This window comes from Candidatus Gracilibacteria bacterium, assembly GCA_041660965.1.
GTDB lineage: Bacteria > Patescibacteriota > Gracilibacteria > BD1-5 > JAGOOR01 > JAGOOR01.
Map to the genome: position 1 here is coordinate 350,772 of JBAZVH010000001.1, position 20,201 is coordinate 370,972.

Annotated in this window: 21 protein-coding genes; 9 read left to right on the forward strand and 12 right to left on the reverse strand. The window is 40.6% G+C overall.

Annotated features, from left to right (window positions below; all coding sequences use genetic code 25):
- The first annotated feature begins 249 nt into the window (after positions 1-249).
- The 3 genes from WC753_01790 to WC753_01800 all read left to right on the forward strand — a co-directional run bounded on the left by WC753_01790 (position 250) and on the right by WC753_01800 (position 3,683).
- Positions 250-2,478 carry a ribonucleoside triphosphate reductase gene (locus WC753_01790; protein MFA6080192.1) on the forward strand — a complete coding sequence of 743 codons (2,229 nt, stop codon included), beginning with the start codon at positions 250-252 and terminating at the stop codon, positions 2,476-2,478.
- A 49-nt stretch (positions 2,479-2,527) separates the two neighbouring features.
- Positions 2,528-2,725: an anaerobic ribonucleoside-triphosphate reductase gene (gene nrdD, locus WC753_01795; protein ID MFA6080193.1), complete on the forward strand. Its 198-nt coding sequence runs from the start codon at positions 2,528-2,530 to the stop codon at positions 2,723-2,725.
- Positions 2,726-2,852: 127 nt separating this feature from the next.
- On the forward strand, positions 2,853-3,683 hold the full coding sequence (locus WC753_01800; protein MFA6080194.1) for an anaerobic ribonucleoside-triphosphate reductase activating protein: 831 nt from the start codon (positions 2,853-2,855) through the stop codon (positions 3,681-3,683).
- Between the two features lie 199 nt (positions 3,684-3,882).
- Here WC753_01800 and WC753_01805 read toward each other — a convergent pair whose 3' ends face one another.
- Together WC753_01805 and uvrC are read right to left on the reverse strand one after the other, a co-directional pair.
- Complete coding sequence (locus WC753_01805; GenBank protein MFA6080195.1) at positions 3,883-4,356, reverse strand: NUDIX hydrolase; 474 nt, start codon at positions 4,354-4,356, stop codon at positions 3,883-3,885.
- A gap of 30 nt (positions 4,357-4,386) precedes the next feature.
- Entirely contained in the window at positions 4,387-6,360 is a 1,974-nt protein-coding gene (gene uvrC / locus WC753_01810) for an excinuclease ABC subunit UvrC (GenBank protein ID MFA6080196.1), read from the reverse strand.
- 104 nt (positions 6,361-6,464) lie between these two features.
- Here uvrC and WC753_01815 point away from each other — a divergent pair, with 104 nt between their 5' ends.
- From WC753_01815 to WC753_01825, 3 genes are all read left to right on the forward strand, one after another.
- A complete protein-coding gene (locus tag WC753_01815; GenBank protein ID MFA6080197.1) occupies positions 6,465-6,860 on the forward strand; it encodes a hypothetical protein in 396 nt (131 codons plus the stop codon).
- Between the two features lie 84 nt (positions 6,861-6,944).
- Positions 6,945-7,994, forward strand: coding sequence for an endolytic transglycosylase MltG (locus WC753_01820; GenBank protein ID MFA6080198.1), 1,050 nt, complete (start codon positions 6,945-6,947; stop codon positions 7,992-7,994).
- On the forward strand, positions 7,963-8,580 hold the full coding sequence (locus WC753_01825) for a 5-formyltetrahydrofolate cyclo-ligase (protein MFA6080199.1): 618 nt from the start codon (positions 7,963-7,965) through the stop codon (positions 8,578-8,580). The genes WC753_01820 and WC753_01825 overlap by 32 nt, the downstream gene beginning before the upstream one ends.
- Before the next feature lie 76 nt (positions 8,581-8,656).
- Here WC753_01825 and WC753_01830 read toward each other — a convergent pair whose 3' ends face one another.
- From WC753_01830 to WC753_01860, 7 genes are all read right to left on the reverse strand, one after another.
- The gene (locus WC753_01830; GenBank protein ID MFA6080200.1) at positions 8,657-10,246 is read right to left on the reverse strand and encodes an ABC transporter substrate-binding protein; all 1,590 of its coding nucleotides are present in this window, start codon (positions 10,244-10,246) and stop codon (positions 8,657-8,659) included.
- A 4-nt stretch (positions 10,247-10,250) separates the two neighbouring features.
- Positions 10,251-10,868 (reverse strand): hypothetical protein, encoded by a 618-nt coding sequence (locus WC753_01835; protein ID MFA6080201.1) that lies wholly within the window; start codon positions 10,866-10,868, stop codon positions 10,251-10,253.
- 49 nt (positions 10,869-10,917) lie between these two features.
- A complete protein-coding gene (locus WC753_01840; GenBank protein MFA6080202.1) occupies positions 10,918-11,505 on the reverse strand; it encodes a hypothetical protein in 588 nt (195 codons plus the stop codon).
- A gap of 43 nt (positions 11,506-11,548) precedes the next feature.
- On the reverse strand, positions 11,549-12,874 hold the full coding sequence (gene serS, locus WC753_01845; protein MFA6080203.1) for a serine--tRNA ligase: 1,326 nt from the start codon (positions 12,872-12,874) through the stop codon (positions 11,549-11,551).
- Positions 12,875-12,954: 80 nt separating this feature from the next.
- The gene (locus WC753_01850) at positions 12,955-13,395 is read right to left on the reverse strand and encodes a hypothetical protein (GenBank protein MFA6080204.1); all 441 of its coding nucleotides are present in this window, start codon (positions 13,393-13,395) and stop codon (positions 12,955-12,957) included.
- A gap of 49 nt (positions 13,396-13,444) precedes the next feature.
- On the reverse strand, positions 13,445-14,209 hold the full coding sequence (locus WC753_01855; GenBank protein MFA6080205.1) for an exodeoxyribonuclease III: 765 nt from the start codon (positions 14,207-14,209) through the stop codon (positions 13,445-13,447).
- Positions 14,210-14,322: 113 nt separating this feature from the next.
- Positions 14,323-15,528: a site-2 protease family protein gene (locus WC753_01860; protein ID MFA6080206.1), complete on the reverse strand. Its 1,206-nt coding sequence runs from the start codon at positions 15,526-15,528 to the stop codon at positions 14,323-14,325.
- Positions 15,529-15,622: 94 nt separating this feature from the next.
- On the opposite strand from WC753_01860, the gene WC753_01865 reads away from it, so the two are divergent.
- Entirely contained in the window at positions 15,623-16,312 is a 690-nt protein-coding gene (locus WC753_01865) for a hypothetical protein (protein ID MFA6080207.1), read from the forward strand.
- A 132-nt stretch (positions 16,313-16,444) separates the two neighbouring features.
- On the opposite strand, the gene WC753_01870 is transcribed toward WC753_01865, so the two are convergent.
- The 3 genes from WC753_01870 to WC753_01880 all read right to left on the reverse strand — a co-directional run bounded on the left by WC753_01870 (position 16,445) and on the right by WC753_01880 (position 18,563).
- The gene (locus tag WC753_01870; protein MFA6080208.1) at positions 16,445-17,089 is read right to left on the reverse strand and encodes an ATP-binding cassette domain-containing protein; all 645 of its coding nucleotides are present in this window, start codon (positions 17,087-17,089) and stop codon (positions 16,445-16,447) included.
- Positions 17,090-17,265: 176 nt separating this feature from the next.
- Positions 17,266-17,841 (reverse strand): hypothetical protein, encoded by a 576-nt coding sequence (locus WC753_01875; GenBank protein ID MFA6080209.1) that lies wholly within the window; start codon positions 17,839-17,841, stop codon positions 17,266-17,268.
- An 83-nt stretch (positions 17,842-17,924) separates the two neighbouring features.
- Positions 17,925-18,563, reverse strand: coding sequence for a hypothetical protein (locus WC753_01880; protein ID MFA6080210.1), 639 nt, complete (start codon positions 18,561-18,563; stop codon positions 17,925-17,927).
- Positions 18,564-18,603: 40 nt separating this feature from the next.
- On the opposite strand from WC753_01880, the gene gatC reads away from it, so the two are divergent.
- Positions 18,604-18,900: an Asp-tRNA(Asn)/Glu-tRNA(Gln) amidotransferase subunit GatC gene (gatC, locus tag WC753_01885; protein MFA6080211.1), complete on the forward strand. Its 297-nt coding sequence runs from the start codon at positions 18,604-18,606 to the stop codon at positions 18,898-18,900.
- A gap of 43 nt (positions 18,901-18,943) precedes the next feature.
- Entirely contained in the window at positions 18,944-20,182 is a 1,239-nt protein-coding gene (locus tag WC753_01890; GenBank protein MFA6080212.1) for an S-layer homology domain-containing protein, read from the forward strand.
- Positions 20,183-20,201 lie beyond the last annotated feature (19 nt).

Sequence of the window (20,201 nt, forward strand, 5' to 3'; positions counted from 1 at the left end):
GATAGTAAAATTCACCGAGAAAATAATCAAAAAATAAAAATCATATTTTGCAAGTTTGATCTCTCTCGGGAACCAACTTGCCACAAAAAGCATTTCAATATGGCAAAAAATTGAGTACAATTTTATATCACAACATATAACGCCTGAGAGGTAATGAGGATATTTTGAAAAGTTTTTGCTTTTCGGAAAAAACTACATATTGTGTCGACACCAATTTTTTGGCACAATATATAGTTATTTTCTATTTTTATGGCACTCTATAAGATCCGCAAGCGCAATGGCGCTATTGTCACTTTCAACCGACACAAAATCGAGCATGCCATACAAAAAGCTATCGAAGCCGTCTGAGGGGAAGATTTCTCTCGAGTTCATACCCTCGCTGATGAGGTCATCGCACGTGCCAAAGAGCACGCTGGTGCTGATCTGCCAAATGTCGAGATGATCCAGGATGCTGTGGAGGAAATCCTGATCAAACACGGACACGACTCTGTCGCAAAAGCATTTATCCTCTATCGTGAAAAACGTGCAGAAACTCGTACTGACCGATTGGTCGTCGTAGAAGTCGGGAAAACAATGGAAGAATATCTCAATCGTTCTGATTGGAGAGTCAATGCTAACGCTAACTCTGGTTACTCGCTCGGGGGGATGCTCCTCAATACTTCTGGTAAAATAACAGCCAACTACTGGCTTTCTCATATTTATCCTTCTGAAGTCGGAAATGCTCATCGAAATGGGGACTATCACATCCATGACCTCGATATGTTCTCTGGATATTGTGCTGGCTGGTCGCTCAGACAGCTCCTTGAAGAAGGATTCAATGGTATGCCAAATCGTATCGAATCAGCACCTCCTCGCAATCTCCAAGCAGCAGTCAATCAGATGATCAATTTTCTCTGAACACTCCAAAACGAGTGGGCAGGAGCGCAGGCATTTTCTTCTTTTGATACCTATCTCTCTCCCTACGTTTACAAACATGAACAAGAACTCCGACGTGATATCGATGAATATGGAATGAAATTTTCAAGTGATGTAGAAAAAGAAAAATATATCGATGAGAAGACGTACGCATATGTCTACCAACAAATGCAGAATTTTGTTTTTGGACTTAATGTGCCATCTCGTTGGGGCACTCAGACACCATTTACCAATATCACGCTCGACTGGACTTGTCCAGAAGATCTCGCCGATAAAGGACTCCATCTCGGTGGCTATGACAAGGGTGAATATGTGAAAAAATTTGGAGAGCTTGATAAAGAACGAGCTATTATCAACAAGGCACTTCTAGAAGTATATGCAGCTGGTGATAGCAAAGGCCGTGTCTTCACCTTTCCGATTCCTACCTACAATATCACGGAAGACTTTCCGTGGGATTCTCCTGACACGCTCCGAATTTTCGATGTCACAGCCAAATATGGACTTCCCTATTTTCAAAACTTCATCGGTTCTCAATACAAACGAGTCAAAGATGAGCATGGCAATATGGTCACAGTAGAGAACAAAGAGGCCTACAAGCCCGGTGCAGTCCGATCAATGTGTTGTCGTCTTCAGCTCGATCTCCGAGAGCTCCTCAAGCGATGAAATGGTCTCTTCGGTTCTGCCGAAATGACGGGATCTATCGGGGTTGTCACGCTCAATCTCGCACGTATCGGATACAACACCAAGGGTGACAAAGAAGCATTTAAAGAGCGCATTCATCAACTGATGAATCTCGCAAAAACATCACTTGAAATCAAACGAAAAGTCCTTGGGGAGTGGCTTGAAAAAGGTCTCTATCCATACACCTATCGATACCTCCGATCCTTTAGAAATCATTTCTCAACGATTGGGCTCAATGGTATGAATGAGGCCATTATGAATTTTACTGAAGGAAAAGAAGATATCTCGACTGATTGGGGTAAGGCATTTGCTACTGAAGTGCTCGAATATATGAGAGATGTCCTCAAAGAATATCAAGAAGAGACCGGTAATATGTACAATCTCGAAGCAACGCCTGCTGAAGGAACGACCTATCGTTTTGCAAAAGAAGATCAAAAACAGCTCCCTCATATTATCCAATCATGAACACCTGATAATCCCTATTACACGAATTCTTCTCAGCTTCCTGTCAATTTCACTGATGATGCATTTGAAGCGCTCGAATATCAAAATGAGCTCCAATGCAAGTATACCGGTGGTACCGTTCTCCATCTCTACATGGGAGAACGGATGAGCGATGCGGAGGCCTGCAAAAATCTCATCAAGAAAGCTCTCTCAAACTATCAACTCCCCTACATCACTGTCACGCCCACCTTCTCTATCTGTCCAAAACACGGTTACGTCAATGGGGAACATGATTATTGTCCAAAATGTGATGCAGAGCTCGGCTATACTGGAACTAAATTTGATATAGACTTCCGAAAGATTTATACTGCTGATGACAAAAAGATGCATGAACTCGAACATACTCATGCTTGTGAATGCTCTACCCCGGTAGTATAAAATTTCCTTATTTTTTCTTTCTTCTCTTTTATTTTTTATTTAATTTTATATGTCTGCATTTTTTATTGATTGCAATGGCAATACCGTTGAACGCACAAAATGTGAAATCTACACTCGTGTGATGGGATACTACCGACCTGTAAGCCAATTTAATAATGGAAAGAAATCAGAATTTTATACTCGTACCTACTTTGATGAGGCAAAGAGCGATAATTCTTGTTTTATGACTCAATACGGGGCAGCTTAGATACAAAGTTTATTTGGTTGAGTTTGTTTTGTTGGTTTAGTCGGTTCTACCTCCATGCCACCTAGAGGCGAGAGTCCGAGAGGAAATACTGTCTGAGCGTCATGAAAAACAAAAATAAGCTGCCAATATGGCGAGCGAGTTTATTTCCTTTCGGTGGTTTTGGGTACTTTTGCCATCAAAAGTACCAGAAGGCCGCCAGAAATTAAAGTGGTTTGATGACCTGGCTTCGCCTAGGGTGCCTATAACTTTTCAATCTATGCTCCTCTCTGGCATCAAAAAATCCACCCTTCTCGATTATCCTGGCAAAGTCGCTACGATTGTTTTTACCATGGGATGCAATATGCGTTGTGGGTATTGTCACAATAGCGAATTTGTTTTGCCAGAAAAGATGAAAGAAATTTGTCATGACTGTATCAGTGAGGATGTCTTTTTTCGTTTCTTGAAAACAAGGACTGGTTTTCTCGATGGCGTGGTGGTCTGCTGAGGTGAACCAACGATTCATAGTGATTTACCAAACTTCTGCCGAAAAATCAAAGAAGCCGGCTTTCTCGTCAAGCTCGATACCAATGGAAGTAATCCTGATATGCTCGAACGGCTCCTTGATGAAGGAATATTGGATTATGTCGCCATGGATATCAAATATCCTCTCGAGCAATATCGAATTGTCAGTGGTGTAGAATTTGATATAACACTCTATCAAAAGAGCATTGCGCTGATTATGGCTCGTCTCCCTAACTACGAATTTCGCACGACAGTCATCAAGGGTGTTCACTCTGAAGAGGATATGAAAAAAATTGGCGAGACGATTCAATGAGCAAAGAATTATTATCTCCAGAATTATCGTCCATGAAATACACTGGATCCAAACTTTGTGTGAGGAAGCTTTCTCGAATCAGAACTTCTCGAACTCCAAAAAATCATGGAACCATATGTGGAGAAATGTGGAGTAAGAATGTAATTCGCTCAAGGTTTTATTAGTTTAATTGGCTTGTTTGTTGCCCCCTTGATAAAGGGGGTGGACAATAAGAGTGAAGATGGGGGATTTGTGAATCATAAAACCCTTACTTGGTATTTGTTCGGTGAAAATCCCCCCTACCCCCCTTTATCAAGGGGGCATTTTTACATATTCCTTCTTTTTTATTTTTTCAAAAGTTGTCTTAACTCTCATCTCCATCATCCTCAAACGCTTCGAGAACAATCTCACGAATCCTCTCAAAGATTTCCCCTTTGGGGATTTTTTCTATTTCTTCCGGCGTTTTCCAAGTGTAGTCATAAATTTCCGCATCCTGTTTCTTGAGTGCCCCTGAGACAACTTCCGCGAGGAAAAATTCTTCATATTTTCTCACAGGACCTCGATGATTCGTATATTCTATCACTTGCACTCTGATAGGCCTTGGAAGCAAAGTAATACCTTTCTCTTTTGATGACTCTTCTTCTGTAATAAGACTAATTTTCAGCCCAAGCTCTTCATATGCTTCTCGAATAAAAGCATCTTGAAAAGTTTCCTCTTTCCCCACGTGCCCTCCTGGGAGTGTCCATGGATTATTTATTCTATGTTTCATGAGCAGTACTCGTCACTGAGAATCAAAAATAACTCATCGGGCAGAGAATTCAAGGGTTGGTTTAGTCATACGGAGAGTATAGTTTTTTCTGGAGAAATACTAGCCCTGCAGAATCCCATGATCCTGCAATATAAGTGCTGTTTTCTTTCCAAATGCTTTTTCTGCTTTTTCCAGTGGCCATGTCTGAAGTTCTTCTACACGAGAAATTTGTGAGAGAATTTTTCGGCGAGCGACAGGACCGATGCCAGGCAGTTCATCAAAGATGGTTTTCGTATATCACTTTTCTCGTGATGCACGATTATAATTTATCGCAAATCTGTGTGCTTCATCACGGATTTTTTGCAGGAGCATCAGTTCGGGAGACCCCTTTTCAAGAAGAACTGGCCCAGACTGTCCTGGTAAGAATACTTCTTCTTCTCTCTTTGCGAGGGAGATGATGTAAGGAATAGTTTGTTTGACCTGGATACTCGGGTCAAGCCCGAGTATGACGGAATCAATTCTCTCATTTTGCATTTTGCTCTTTGCATTCTGTATTGCGAGCAAAGCTCGCCCGAGTTGTCCTTTTCCTCCATCAATAATAATCAGATCAGGCCAAGGATTTTCACCACGAAGAGCCGCGAGCGTGCGTCGTGTAAGAATTTCTTCCATTGAAGCAAAATCGTCAATTACTCCAGTTTTTAGAGTCTTAATCCGATATTTTTTATACCGTTTTGAATCTGGTTTCCCATTCACAAGGACGGATTTACTCGCGACCGTATGTCCCCCATGAGAATGGGAAATATCGAAACATTCGAAGATAATATCATTTTTTATTCCTTCTTTCTTCTCTTTTATCTTTGCTCTTTGCTCTCAAAAAAGAATGTTGAGAAGATTGATCATATCTTTTTTCCCGAGCGTCGCTTTTTTAAATCCTTCCATAGTCTCTCGATACGCGAAATTAAGAAGGTTGGTATGGGCAAATTCAAGTAAACGAACTTTTTCTCCTCGAACTGGATGTTTCACGAGTACCTTTTCTGAAGCGATAAATTCAGCAAATTCTATGCAAGATTCCAGAGTAATATCAGTAAAAAGAATCGTCTGTTTTTTTTCAGAGAGAATACCATGCTCACCGATATATTGAAGTGTCGCATGAGCAAAAAGGTCTTCTATATCTTCACTCAGTGGATTCTCGAGTCGGTATTCATAGACTCCGACCGTCATGCTGTTTTTCACTTCCACAAATGAAATAAATACCTGTCCATATTTTTCTAGTCCTGTTACTACGAGAGCATCTCCGTCAATAACATCTCGCACAATTTGGCGATTCCCGGTTGCCTCAATTTGCTCAATCATACCTTTATATTCTTGTGCCTGTTCAAATTCCCGTTTTTGTGCCGCTTGTTGCATCTTCTCCCGCAGGTCTGCGAGTATACCTTCATGCTTCCCCCGTAAGAATTCGCGCGCTTGTTCGATTCTCTCGAGATAGATGTGAATCTTTGCTAGATCTCACGTGCAATGCCCTGGACAAAGACCGAGATGCGTATCAATACAAGGTATTCCTTTTGTTTTCTGCAGTTCTTGATAGGATTCATGATTTCACAGTCTGAAAAGTTTTCGCACAAAACGGACATATTTTCTCACATCAAAATATTGACTGTATGGACCAAAATATTCAGCCCCCTTTGTAAAGGGGGATACACCATCTTGTGAGTGTCAGGGGGATTTTTTCGTTATTCAAGTAGTCGGTTTGAATCGAGTCTTTACTAGGCAAGGGATTATGTCGGAAGTAATTGTAATGTAGGAAAGATTCTTTCCATCTTTCATCAGGACATTATATTTTGGTTGATTCTTTTTAATCAGATTCGTCTCCAGCATCAGTGCTTCGATATCACTCTTGGTCTCAATATAATCAATCTTCATAATGAATTTAATCATCTTTTTCTTTGCGAAATTCAGTGAGGCATTGGGCACAAAATACGACCGAACACGGGCACGGAGATTATTGGATTTACCAATATAGACAATACTTCCTTTTGCATTTTTCATCAAATAAACACCAGGGCACGTCGGAAGATGAGAGTAGAGAGATTTCATAAACTGTGAGTATCATAATGATTTTTACTGAAAGAAGAAACTCCATAATTTTTCATTTGATTTTTCTATGCCATAAATATACTTCATAATATCATTATAAATTTATGTCTTTACTTGATACTCGTCTGAAAACTGAAGAAAAAAGGACCACCTTTGGTTCAATAACACGCATCTATCGCCACGGGCATACTATCATCGACCCTTCAACTGGGGCACGTGTAGAAGATACGCTCAAACAGAGAGAGATACGTCAGAGCATGAGAAATGAGCTAGCTGCTAGGAAAATTATTTTTGCTCTTCGAGATAGATGTGTACGACCATGTATGCATATCCCTTCATCTAAAGAGTTAGCTGAAGCATTTTGAGCTCTCCGAGATTTATGGCTTCTATTGCCCCCCATCAAACGTCGCAGATGAGAATCAAATAAAACATTTTTTCTTCGAACACTCCATGAAGTCAGCGCCTTTCGACAAGTAGATATGTTTGCACAAGATAAATAGTTTTACATTATCTGAGAATATACACTATCACGAGCTTGCTTTTTACCCTCTCACTCTATAATATGGGGACTTAATCATTTCACCATGTATACTCGCCGAGCTCTCGCACAAAAAAAGACAAAAATTTCACTCTGAGTCAAGCTTATCACGACTCTCATTATCCTCGTTATCTATGGATTTCTCTGGATTATATGGACGGGCAGTGTCGGTATCAAGGCATACCAAAAAGTCACTCTTCCTGCTGGTGCGAGTGCCAGTCAGCTAGATACTATCCTCGAGTTTCCTGTCTCTCATACCCGTTATCGTCTGTGGTATGGACTTTTTGGGCCTGAATTGAGTTTAAAACAAGGAACCTATAAGATCGATGAATCAGTCACAACGATTGGTGAGCTCTTTGAAGCACTCAAAAATCCTGTTCCAACAGAAGACGATATTATGCTGCTTCCTGGTTGGCACAAAGGTGAGATAGCATCTAAAATGAAAGAACAATGAGTCATCGGTGATCTCCTTATAGAAGAGCAAACACTTATCACAACATTTACTCCAAAATACCCATTTCTTGCCGGAAAAACATCGCTTGAAGGATTTCTGATGCCGGATACCTATCGTATCACAGGCAGTGCTTCTGTAGAGGATGTTGTGGGGAAAATGCTTCAAAATTTTAATCGACGAATCTATCAGCCATTTCTCGAAACTGGGAAGCCGTTGGACGCTTTCTATGATGTCCTCACACTCGCCTCTATCGTCCAGGAAGAGGAAAAAAGCGCTTCCAATGTCCCAGTAGTAGCTGGTATTTTGAAGAAACGCCTCCGAGAAGGGATGAAGCTCGGAGCAGATGTCTCAGTATGTTATGAAGAGCTGATTCCAGGATGAGAGTGCCAAAAGTTTGTCAATAAATATTACAGTAATTCACGGGAAGTACGACAAGCAAAAAATTACCGATACGATACGAGAAATATCGTCGGCCTTCCTCCGACACCGATTGCAGGAGTGACAAGCGATACTTTCTTTGCGACACTCAATGCAACCGCTGACGGCACTGCCCTCTTCTATCTCCATGATATGCAATGAATTCTCCATACCGCTGCTACCGATGCCGAACATGAACAAAATAAAACCACCTATCTCAGATAAAAGCACTGTTCGTGCTGAAGTGAAACGAAGAGTCTCACTTCTCAGTGAGGAGGAGAAAAATGAGGGTTCAAAAAATATCTGTCTACAGCTTATTTGATTACGGGAGATTCAGAATGCTTCTCGTGTGTATGCGTATCAATCCTTGAGTGATGAAGTTTGTCTGGATACTTTGATAAAATGGGCTCTTGCTCAAAAAAAACAAGTTTTTGTTCCTAACTCTGCAAAACAGAAATGAGGTTTCGGAGGACAAACTGTTTGAGCGGGATGAAAAAAGACTTGATGATGAAATGAGACTATAGCGAGTTTTTGTCCTCTGAACGCTTTTGGTACTTTTGGCGACAAAAGTACAAAGAGTGATATTGAAGTGACATCTTCCTCAAGTGTTATTCTTGCCCCCTGAAGAGCGTTTACCCTTTCTGGAAAACGTATTGGTCGCGGAGGTGGTTGGTATGATAGATTTCTTAAAGAGTATCCGAATTTTTATACCATCGGTGTGTGTTTTGATTGCCAGATATTTCCTGAGTTACCACAGGACGAGTGGGATATTGTTGTAAATAAAGTTATTACTTGAAAAACAAAGTCATAGACATAGTGATAGTCATAGGAGGGAATTTTTGGTTCGGATAACCTATAAAACAAACTAAACCAAATAAACTTGATTTTTACTCCTGCCCACACAGAGGCCAGTAATTATTGCGATTGATAGGAAGTGTCGTGCGACAGAGACATGCATTCGAATAGGTAGCAGGATCAGTGAGTTGTCCTATCTTGCATGTGAGATATGCAGAGATTTCTCCAGAAACAGTCGTTGCTGTTGTGCCTGGCTCCCCCATTGCTTGCTTGAGGATTGCTCGAAAGAGATGAGGTATCCCCATATCATAGAGTACAAAAGTCTGTGTAGGGACATACCAATCATTAATAGTCATATTAAAATCAGTATCTGCAGGATTTATCTTGAGATCTTTATTTTCAGTTAAATCGATCGTCTGGGCAGGAAGTGAATAAGTGATATTTTTGAGAAAAATATTTTGAGCTTCTTTTGTGAGGAGGAATTGAACAAATTTAATTGCTGGGTCATTCTTTCCGTCTTTTTTATCTCGATTTTTACCATCTTTTGTCAGTGCGAAATACGTATATTTTGCGAGATTTGTCTGCTTCTTCGGTTCGATTTCTTCCTGAGGGATTGTAGCAATACGCAAATTTTTGAGAAATGTCGGAGAAAGTTCTCCATCCTGTTTTGCACGCTGCAGAGCGATCTTGATATCCTGATACGTACTCGGGTAACCGATTAGTGTCGCTATCTTGCCTCGAACAAAGAGATCGGTCGTTGTCAGAGTCTCTGCAAATTGTGACTGAAATCGATTCAGATTGTTTGGTACACGACGAAAGCCGAGATAATACTCTATAACAGCACGAGAATCGATAGAATTGACGCTCGTATAATTATTTTGTGCTCATTTTTTTTGTGCTATCAGAAGGGCTACAATATCAGCACTTGCTGGTGTCTCACGACCATATCCCATATTCGTAAAAGCAGGTACCTCCGCCTCCTCAGGAGATTTCGTTGTCGGAGAAACTGGAGAAAGAGCATCTTGGCCCAAATTCACGGGAGACATACTGGATGGTGTTTCTGTTTTTTTCAAAATTTCAGAAAACGTATCCCATTGTGTCGGAACTTGGGAAACCAATTCACGATTATAATAAATACCCATTGGTTCAAATCCAAACGGTACTCCTCGTAACCCCTGCACGATCAAATCTTTGCCATCCACTTTTTCCTTTTCAGAAAAGATAAGTTCTTCAAAAAAGAGCTTGTGAAAACGAGTTTCAAAATCTGCAAAATCAACCATATTTCATCCCAATGAATTGATATATTGATCAAAGAATCGATAGCCCCCATGATTGGGAACCATGATAATGTCTGGCGACTGTCCGGCATTGATCACTCTCGGTAATATATCGATATAATCATCATAGGAGGCAAAATTTCTCACATCCAGCTTCATATCACTTCGACCAAGATAGGTGTTAAATCATGCATTCAGAGCCGTCAATGTTTTTGAATCCATTCCAAAAGTCCATATGGATACCTCTTTACTTACAGGATTAAAACCTTTTCCAGCAGCCGTCTTGCCCGATCCAGACATAAAAACTATCAGGGCAAAAATAATGAAAATAATACCACATACGATACTAACAAAAATCCATTTTCGGATATTTGTTACAGGTGGTGTTGGGAGAATTTCTGGCATAAGATTAATGTGCGAGGACAAGTCTAGCGGAAATGGAATATGTCGCTGGTCACACTTCGGTTCCAGCTGTTGTGGCATCTACTTGGTATTTATTTTGATGGGCTTTTGATTCGAATTCTGTTCCTGAAAATGACACTTTCAGTTCCCCACCATCCATTGTAACTGCAGTAGAAAAGTTGCGAAGAATTTTGTTAGGAGAACGCTGGTCTGTGAATACCACCAATTCATCTCAATGACAGATTAAAGATCCTATCTCTGTTCAAAAGGTTGTAGAGATTTTGAGTTTCGTATTCTTGTCTGTAATGATTTGGTCTTCTGACTTGAGAATCATGAGAAAATCTGCGATAGATATGGTGTGGTCTTGCATCCTTCTCGCTAAAACAGTCATCTTGGCATTTCCAAAAATCAGACTAGTAAATTCTGCATCAGACAGATTTTCTAGATTTTCTCGAGATTGATAGTATTCGCGAGCACGCAGTATAGCATCTTCAGTCGGATGAACGGAGTCAAGAATACGACTGACTTCCTTATTGTGTTTATCTTGTGTGGGCTGACAGGCAGTACCCGTAAAAGCAATAGTGCCCGACAGAAGAGCGGCTCGTAAAGTAGATGAAAGTTTCATAAAACAAGTTATACCCTCTGAGTATATACTATTTTCTTCTTAAATGCAACTATTTTCCATCTTCGGAATGTCCAACGGTAAAGGTGAGGGTATGGTCACCACGAATAAGCGTAAGACATTCTCCAGATGTAGTCGCTTCTATGGGTTGATTGGAGGCAAAAAATTCTCATGTTTTTCATTCTAAAACCGTATATATTGGTGGGGTTTGTGCTTCATGAATACCAGAAAAAACGAGAGTGTATTCAAGCGCTGTACGTAGCTCATCGGGAGTTATATCTTCTGTTCTGATAAGATCTCCAAGCGTCCACAAATGCGATACGACATCTGCCATACGATTCGCCAGATCCTCCTCCATACCGCTCTTTTCATAGGTGGCGCAAAGTATATTAAAGTAAGTAGTGGTATTGGGACCTTCATCAAGCCGTTTATAGAGTGCGTGAATATCTGGATTATCACGGAGAAACTGTATTCGATCGGTCGCTGGAGAATGTCCAACGTCCTCCTCTGTGAGAGTCATAGTATCAGCCACTTGTGCAGCGGTAATGCCTTGTGTATGCGATACTGCTTCTTCATGAGGTTTACACGAAGCAAGCGTTGCTGCCGCTGTCGCAGCAAGAAGAAAATGTGGTAGTTTCATAAAAAATATTTTATGTATGATACTGATTTTTTATCTATGTCAACTAAATCTGTGTTTTCCCTAAAAATGGTACCAACACTGCTGGAATAACGACAGATCCATCTTTTTGTTGGAAGTTTTCTAGGATTGCTACCATCGCTCGACCGCAAGCGAAAGCCGTTGCGTCATTGGTATGAATCAGCTCAAGTTCACCATTTTCTCGTCGAACACGGGTTTGGAGTCGACGAGCTTGATAATCAGACATATAGTCCGCGGTATGGGTTTCTCGATATTTCCCTTGTCCTGGGAGCCATGCTTCTAGATCAGCCCCCTTGGCATTTGGCTTTCCGATATCAAAGGTGCATTTTTGCAGTTTACGATAGGGAATGCCCAGTTCTTGCATCATATATTCCTGGATAGCGGAAAGGAAAAGATGTTCCTCATGCGCTGTCTCGGCGGTAGTAAAGCTCTCCATCTCGAGTTTATCAAATTGATGCATACGGATAATGCCTTCCATATCCTTGCCGTACGTTCCTGCTTCGCCGCGAAATGAGGTTGCATACCCGATATAGCGGACGGGGAGTTGTTTTTCTTCAAAGATTTCTCCGATATACATCGAGCCAAGTACGTGTTCAGCACTTCCCTGAAGCCAGAGATCTTGTCATTCAATCTTGTAACGCTCTTCTCGTGGTTCGAGACGATCCATCGCATCATACGGCTCAGTGCGAATCATATAGGGCGGAAGCACTGGGGTAAAAGGTTTACTGGAAATCTTAAGACCAGCATTGGCAATCACTTTCTTCAGTATTTCTTCATTTGTTAGCACACTCATCACCCATTGAATCAGTGCAAATTGAAGGAGTACCATATCGCCCAGGAGGTACGCAAATCGTGAACCAGCGACATTGCCAGCTCGTTCCTTATCTATCCATCCGTGAAGTGCTGCTATTTCAGCATGATTGCGTGGTGTAAAAGAAAATTTTGGTATTTTCCCCCATTCTTTCACGACGACATTGTCTTCTTCAGAGTGCCCAATTGGCGTGTCTGGTGTGGGAATATTGGGGATTTTTTTGAGGAGTGCAAGATGCTCAGATTCAAGAACCTCATACTCTTTTTCAAGGATTTGAAGTTCTTCTTTGAGCTTCTTTGCTTCTTCGATTATTGCTGGGTCTGGCTTATTAGTGCCCCCTTGAGAAAGGGGGGTAGGGGGGATTTTGAGCGAAGCCGAGAGCTCATTGCGACGAGCACGAAGTGATTCTACCTGTTGTTGGAGGGGTTTCCTCTTATCATCAAGTGCAAGAAATGCATCAAAATCTACTTTGACAGATTTATTTTTGATGGCTGCACGGACGATATCAAGATTTTCACGAATAAAGGAGAGGGAGAGCATATAAATTATTACAAACAAATAATATGAGAATTATAGATAATTCTCTGAAAAAGGAAAAATATCCTTAAACAAATTTTCTATTATTCTGAGCAGACCCACAGATTTCAATCTGTATTACCCACACCAGTTATATAATTATTCGGTTTTTTTGCTACCTGAAAAGGTAAGTTTGGGGTATCGCTCAGCTTATTATATCATCTTCCTGCATTGTAATGGATATTACTTATTCTTTTTAATTCTTCAACTGAACATCAAAAAACTTTTGCAAATCTTTCAAGTACCATCTCATACATCTCTGGAGGCAAATTACTTATTAAAAAATCTTGATATATGCCTGGTTTATGCCATGCTGAAAGACTAATAGAGGAAGTTCTCGGTATATATCCTCTACCATGGATAGATAGTGCTCTCAGCGTAACTGGATGAATATCAAGTGTTGTCGCGATTCTATCGGAAACACTTATTGTGGGTATATTCCTAATAGGGTCATGAACAGGTGGTGTGAGAATTTCTGGTACCATAGATAATTATATTATATATACCATTATCGTTAAAAATAAATGATGTCAACTATTCTATAACCATCCCCACTGGACAATGATCTGACCCCATCACATCTGGATGAATAGTAGCATTCTGAATACGATGAGTGATATTCTGAGATGCGAGAAAATAATCGATTCTCCAACCAGAATTATTGGCTCGTGCATTTCAGAAATTGGACCACCACGTATAGAGCCCCTCTTCTCCAGGATGTTGCTCGCGGAATATATCGACAAGTCCTGCATCGAGGAATTTATCAAAGCCGTGCCGTTCTTCATGCGTAAAACCATGCATGCCTTCATTTTGTTTTGGATTTTTCAGATCAATTGGTTGATGGGCTACATTGAGGTCTCCACAGAGAATTACTGGTTTATGCGTTTGAAGTTTCTTTACAAATGAGCACATTGCCTTGTCCCACTCCTGACGATATGGAAGCCGTGAAAGATCATCTTTTGCATTGGGAACATAGGTCGTGATATAATAGAAATCAGGAAATTCGAGAGCAAGTGTCCGGCCTTCATTATCCGCTTCAGTGCCAATACGATTCATCACAGCCATGGGGGGAATCCGCGTAAAAACAGCGGTTCCCGAATAACCAGGTCGTTCTGCAGAGTTAAAGATGCACTCATACCCAAGAGATTGAATAATATCTGTTTCTGCGATGATCTGCTCTGGTTTTGCCTTAATTTCCTGTAATCCAATAATATCAGCATCGAGTTTTTGAAGAATGCCAACAAAATCTTTTTTCATAACAGCTCGTATTCAGTTCACATTCCAGGAGAAGAGTTTCATAAGATTTTATATTAAAAGGTAAAAGTCATAGTAACAGTCATAGGGTTGATTTTTGTTTTTAAAATACAGTGAAAAATACAAATTCCTTCCTTTTTCTATGACTATCACTGTCACTAACGAGTAAATATATCCTTCCAGGTTACCAGTACGCTCGCTATTATCAAGAGTATAAAACCAAGGGAATGAATTATCTGTTCAATACGAGGAGATATCTTGAATCTCGGCGCTATGCAATGTATACCCTGATTGACGAGAACCAGCAGGCAACGACCTCCATCAAGTGCTGGTAATGGGAGGAGATTAAAGACTCAGAGACTCAGAGAGATCATCGCGATCATCACAAGTACTGCTCGCACATCAACTCCATTTCGTACCATATCAACAAATACTTTCCCGATGGCAACCGGTCCTCCGATACCATCCGTGGCTTCCTTTTTCTCTGCCTGGGTAGCAGTATCAGAAAAGCTGGTGACAATAATGGCACCAAAAGTCCGAAATGAAAATCCAATCTGATGATATACTTCGAGCATACCGCGATAGAGCGCCTCGGGAAGGGATTTGTACTGGTATTCTACAAGACGAATATTTGGTGTCACAAAAACGCCTACTTTACCAGCTACGGGAGTCAGCATAACCTCGACAGGCAATGCATCACGAAGGAGTGAGAATATATATTGTCACCTCCCCGTTCCGAGAATACGTAAAACGTCCTCCGGAGTTTGGATGATTTCACCATTCACTGAGAGGAGGATGTCTCCTGCATGTATACCTCATTTTTCTGCAATACTTCCGGTAACAGGATCAATCAGTACTCATGGCTTTCTCTCGAGAACACCCGCTATCTCCGCCTGTGCAACAGTATCAAAAATAGGAATCAGCTGAGTCCCGTGATCCAATCGAGAGATAAGTGAATGTGGTTCAAATTCGCGAATCTGGACATGAATTGGCGATGTACCGAGAGAAAAAAGCATGCCAAATATCACGCCTGCTAAAAGAAAGTTCATCGTCACTCCTGCCAGCAAAATCAAGACTTGTTTCCACCACTTCGCCATCGGAACTGCATCTTTTGCTTTACTTTCGAGACTGGTACTATCTTCCCCTTTGAGACGAACGAATCCACCAATTGGAAACCAGTTGAATGTCCATTCTGTCCCTTTTTTATCACGAAATATCCGCTTCAGACGAGGCGGAATACCGATGCCAAATTCGAGCACTTTGACACCGCTCCATCGTGCTATCAGAAAATGCCCCATTTCATGGAGAAAGACTACTATAAAAAATACAAATAAGGCAAGAAGAATGCCGAGGAAGAGAGTCATAGGGTGCAGTTATACCTAATTATAGGAACTTTTGTATTTTCACAAAAAAAGAAGAAGATATTGACAATTAAATATAAATAAAATAATATATATTATGAAATTGAATACTAGTGAGGCATTAGTTGGTATAGATTGGGGTAATATTCCTCCAAATTTTATTAATGTCTCAAGTATTCTACCTACTCCGTGAATACAGTGTTTAGGAGAAAGCACATATTTCTCAACTCCTCAAATTCGACAAAGTCCACAATATTCAAGATGATACTGGTATTGTTTAGGTATTGTGTGAAATTGAGAAGATTGAAATTATCTAGGACATATTCTACCTGGTAATATCATAAGTTCATATTGTCCCGAAAGAATAAATCATTGTACGACAAATATCGTGAGAAGTAGATTAGAGATATCTCATATATTAGGAGAGTGGAGGAATAACGGTTTGAAAGCAGAAGATATGGGATTATTTTGATGAAGAATTTGGACTAGATCGCAATGAGATTGATACTTAACAAGTATGACTTTATTACAGGATATATGCGGTAATGTATTTGGACAAGGTATCCCGATTATAGGATTGCCAACAATCGGTGATGTATGTGTAGCAGAAAATGGATGTACGTACATCCATTGACCTCAACATGCCTTAGTTACTCAAGAGCGATGAGTAGTGATTCACAGTACAGCATGAACAGCATTAACAACAAGTATTACAATGGATGAATTACCTGAAAAAATTCGTCAAATACTATCTGCACCAAACATCTTCAAAAGAGATAAGTTATAAAAATCCCTTGCATTCTATATTAGCACATTACCAAAATATTGTTGTTTCCCATGAATCTCTTAGATAGCAGTCTCAAGGAGAAGCAAGCAGCCAAAATAGGATTTATAAAGCACAATGAAATCATTCAATAATTTACCCTAACGCCTTAATATCCAATACCTTCGCACCAGAAACCAGCTTAATGAGGGCAAGATCATGGGTTGCAAAAATAATTGTCGTTCCTTGTGCATGGATAGTTTTGAGGAGCTCTATGATCTTCACTGTATTTGCGTAATCGAGATTCCCTGTTGGCTCATCTGCCAGAATCATTTTGGGACTGTGAATCAGTGCTCGTGCGATCGCTACTCTTTGTGCTTCTCATCCAGAAAGCTGCTTAGGGAAGGAGTCTTTTTTATGCGTCAATCCGACATAATGAAGGAGTTCAGGCACTCGCTTCTTGATCAGAGTTGTACCATACGAGCACATCTCCATGGCATACGCGATATTTTCTGCAACGGTCTTATATTCTATCAGTTTATGATCCTGAAATATCATTCCGCACGTTCGTCGATACGCTCGTAGATGAGAAGGACTGAGCTGGTAGATATCTCGAAGAGTGTCATCTATCACTGACCCGTGCAGTGGTGGGAGATTCCCGAAAAGTATTTGCAAAAATGTCGACTTTCCACTCCCTGAAGGACCAGTCAAAAAAATCCAATCACCTGGATTGATATTAAACGTGAAATGTTTAATAACTGGTTTTTTCTGATATCAGGCAGTGATGTTGAGGAGTTTCATAGGTGAGGTTTAATGAGTTTAATACGTTTTATAGGTTTAATGAGTTGAGTTAGTTTAGTTGGTTGTCCGAACCAATAATCCTTCATTTTGTATTGTGCTCTTTGTATTTTGTATTTGTAAGAACATCTTCCTTCCTATGACTATTACTATGACTGTTTTATCTCTTCGAAAATTGATTATTCTTTTACGGAGCAAGTAAAGCTCGCAAGTATGTTTCTATACTGATCGTAGGTCGTTGGATCAGTATCATTCGCTAATCCGATTGTGATGAGATAGACTGTTTTTCGACATACTTTCGCAGTTTGGAAGAAGAGATGCTCTTCAGTGACTTCATTATACTTTGCATGAAATATACCGAGCTGGCTCGTCGTACCATCATCGAATTTGAGCGCTTCATCACTCACAATCGTGGTAGAAAGATATTCACGAGATGCCCAGAGCATACTCTGGCGAGCATATTCTCCTGAAGAAGCATCTGTCATCAGAGTATCTGAGAGAACGACGATGTTATTCATAAATCATCGCTTATTCACGAACGATCGCATCGCAAGTTCAAATTTTCATCGAATCGGTGCAGAAACTTTTGTGACATCCACCTTTTCCCAAGATGCCGGAAGCTTTACTGTAAAGCCGATTCATGAGTATTGTGCCAATCAGCTCTCGTCGAGCACCACAGCATCCGTGCTCGCTCCACAACCTGTCAATATCAGCAAGCATATCCCCCAAAAGAGCACTCTCGTTCGCATTTTCATAGCAAAGTATTACAAAAAAGATAAGAATAGCATATGCTACTTATCAAAAAATGCAATCAAAAAATCAGATTCACGAGCATCTCTTATCTCCAAAAAGGTACATAGATACTCGCAATGACAACTATAAATAATGCTACGGCGAGGCAACGGAATATAGATACGACAATCTTATTATGAAACCAAGCAGGGCCACCAAACCATACTGTCAAGCTCAATAATCCCGTCAATACACCAAAGAGGGCATCTCGAATACGGGAAAGTATCGGGAAATCATAAAATCAAAACATAATCACCCTATTGTTCACCACCCATGCTATCACGACAAAAATCGCCAGTATCAAAAGCATATATCGCATTGAAAGTTGGAGCCGAATATTTTTGACATCTTGGCTACGAATCATAGATTGATAGACAGAATCCTCTGCGAGGAGTCGTGCAAAACGCTCATCAGTCGTTGGCGGGGTGGCTGAAGTCTCTACCGAGGGATTTGCGAGCGTTTCTGATACTGGCGGAGCGAGTGGTACTTCGATTTTTTCAGGCACCTGCAATACTGGTGTTATGCCAAGATGATTTTTATGAAATAAGTGTGCTATCGAATCAAATATTCCTGTATGTGTTGGTGCTGGCACAGAAGGCACTTGTCATACATTTTGAGACGATGGCAATATCTCTTTGGAAGAAGTTTCATTATTTTGTGCATTCATACCTTGTATAGCGGTCAAAAATAAATACAATACTTTAGTCCCACTATAATACCAATTTATGATTCCAACGCAAGACCAAGTACGACATGTGGCAAAACTGAGTCGTCTTCACCTCACAGAAGAGGAAGTAATCCTCTACCAATCACAGCTTTCTGATATCTTTGGCTATATCGACAAACTCTCTGAGATCGATGTCTCTCACATATCCGAAACAAAACATGCCTCCAGATATCAGATGAATCTCCGACCAGATGTCATCAACATGATGGATGATCCTGAAAAACTGATAGCTGTCACAGAGCAAGAAGTCATCGGTAATCATGTCGCTATTACCAATATTATGAAACGGCGATAATCTGTCTTCTATATCCCCATTTTATTTCTTTACCCTTTCTTATATGCGAAAAACCTTCCTTATTTCTTCTCTCTTCTTTCTTCTCTCTTCTTTTGGAATCGTTCTTGCTTATACAGTTGCAGATGAAAATAATGCAAATTATTTGGCAGGTGAACATATCATTATGGATCATTCGGATGCCCCCATTCAGTATCGATTTGATGATAAAATTATTCGACAAGAGATGGTGGGTATCGCACTCAAGATAAAGTGAATTACGATACCGAGCGAGTATGTCTGTAAGAAATATTTTTCTGATGTGACGGGTAATGATTGGGTATGCTGAGCCGTAGAACTCGCGGCTGATAATGGGATTGTGAGTCGATGAAATGCGACATTCCGTCCAAAAGATTTTGTCACACGAGCCGAAGCTCTTGCGATGCTCAGTGGTGTCGTCTGTTTGCCAAAACTCACGGCAAAAGAATATGCTTTTTTAGAGGAAGCATTCCCTGAACTCGTCGACCAACATAGCAATAAAACTACTTGGCAAAAAGCTCTCTGGGAAACACTTTCTTTTGGAACCAAAGATATCGGACTCTCCGCGATGGATAGCACTCTCACTATGACAGAAGCACAAAAAACACAATCCAATGAGCCAAATACCGATACCACACGAGCAGGAGTCTTTGCGTTTGGTGAATACTTTCTCTCCTACCAAAAAAAATACGGAACCTGCGAAACGACTGCACGACAGCCAATTATCTTCTCAACCGATGATGTCACCAGCGTCCCAAATAAAACTACAGGGAAATCTAATTCTGCTGGTACCTACACCGTGCAGTATTCTGATGCTCTCGTCTCTGGGGAAGTCAGATACGCAGGTGTGATGAATGCTGGGGTCCGTACTTCAAAACCTTTTTCTTGGGATTTCCTGACTTCTACCAAAGAAACACTTCTTACTCAGAAGAAACTCCAATTCTTCTCTGTTGGTACGACACGATTTGGCGCTCTCTACGCCTATGAAAGCCCAGATTTTTACCGTGTTAAGATTTTTGAATACGGTAATTTCTGAGTAAAAGATGTCCAATTCTATGACCCTGCAAAAAAAATCGATCTCTCTGATGATGCTCGTGCCGCTGGCAGCAATAATCCAAGCATGGAAGAATATACCTCAAAGGGGCTCCGTCTAGAAGGAAGCTCCCTCTTCCTCGAGTCGTATGATAGTACTCTCGGTAAATCACGACTGAAAAAGTATCAGTATTCTGATGGCGTCTTTATCCGAATCGGTGATGTCGTCATCTAAATAATCTATAATTTCTCCA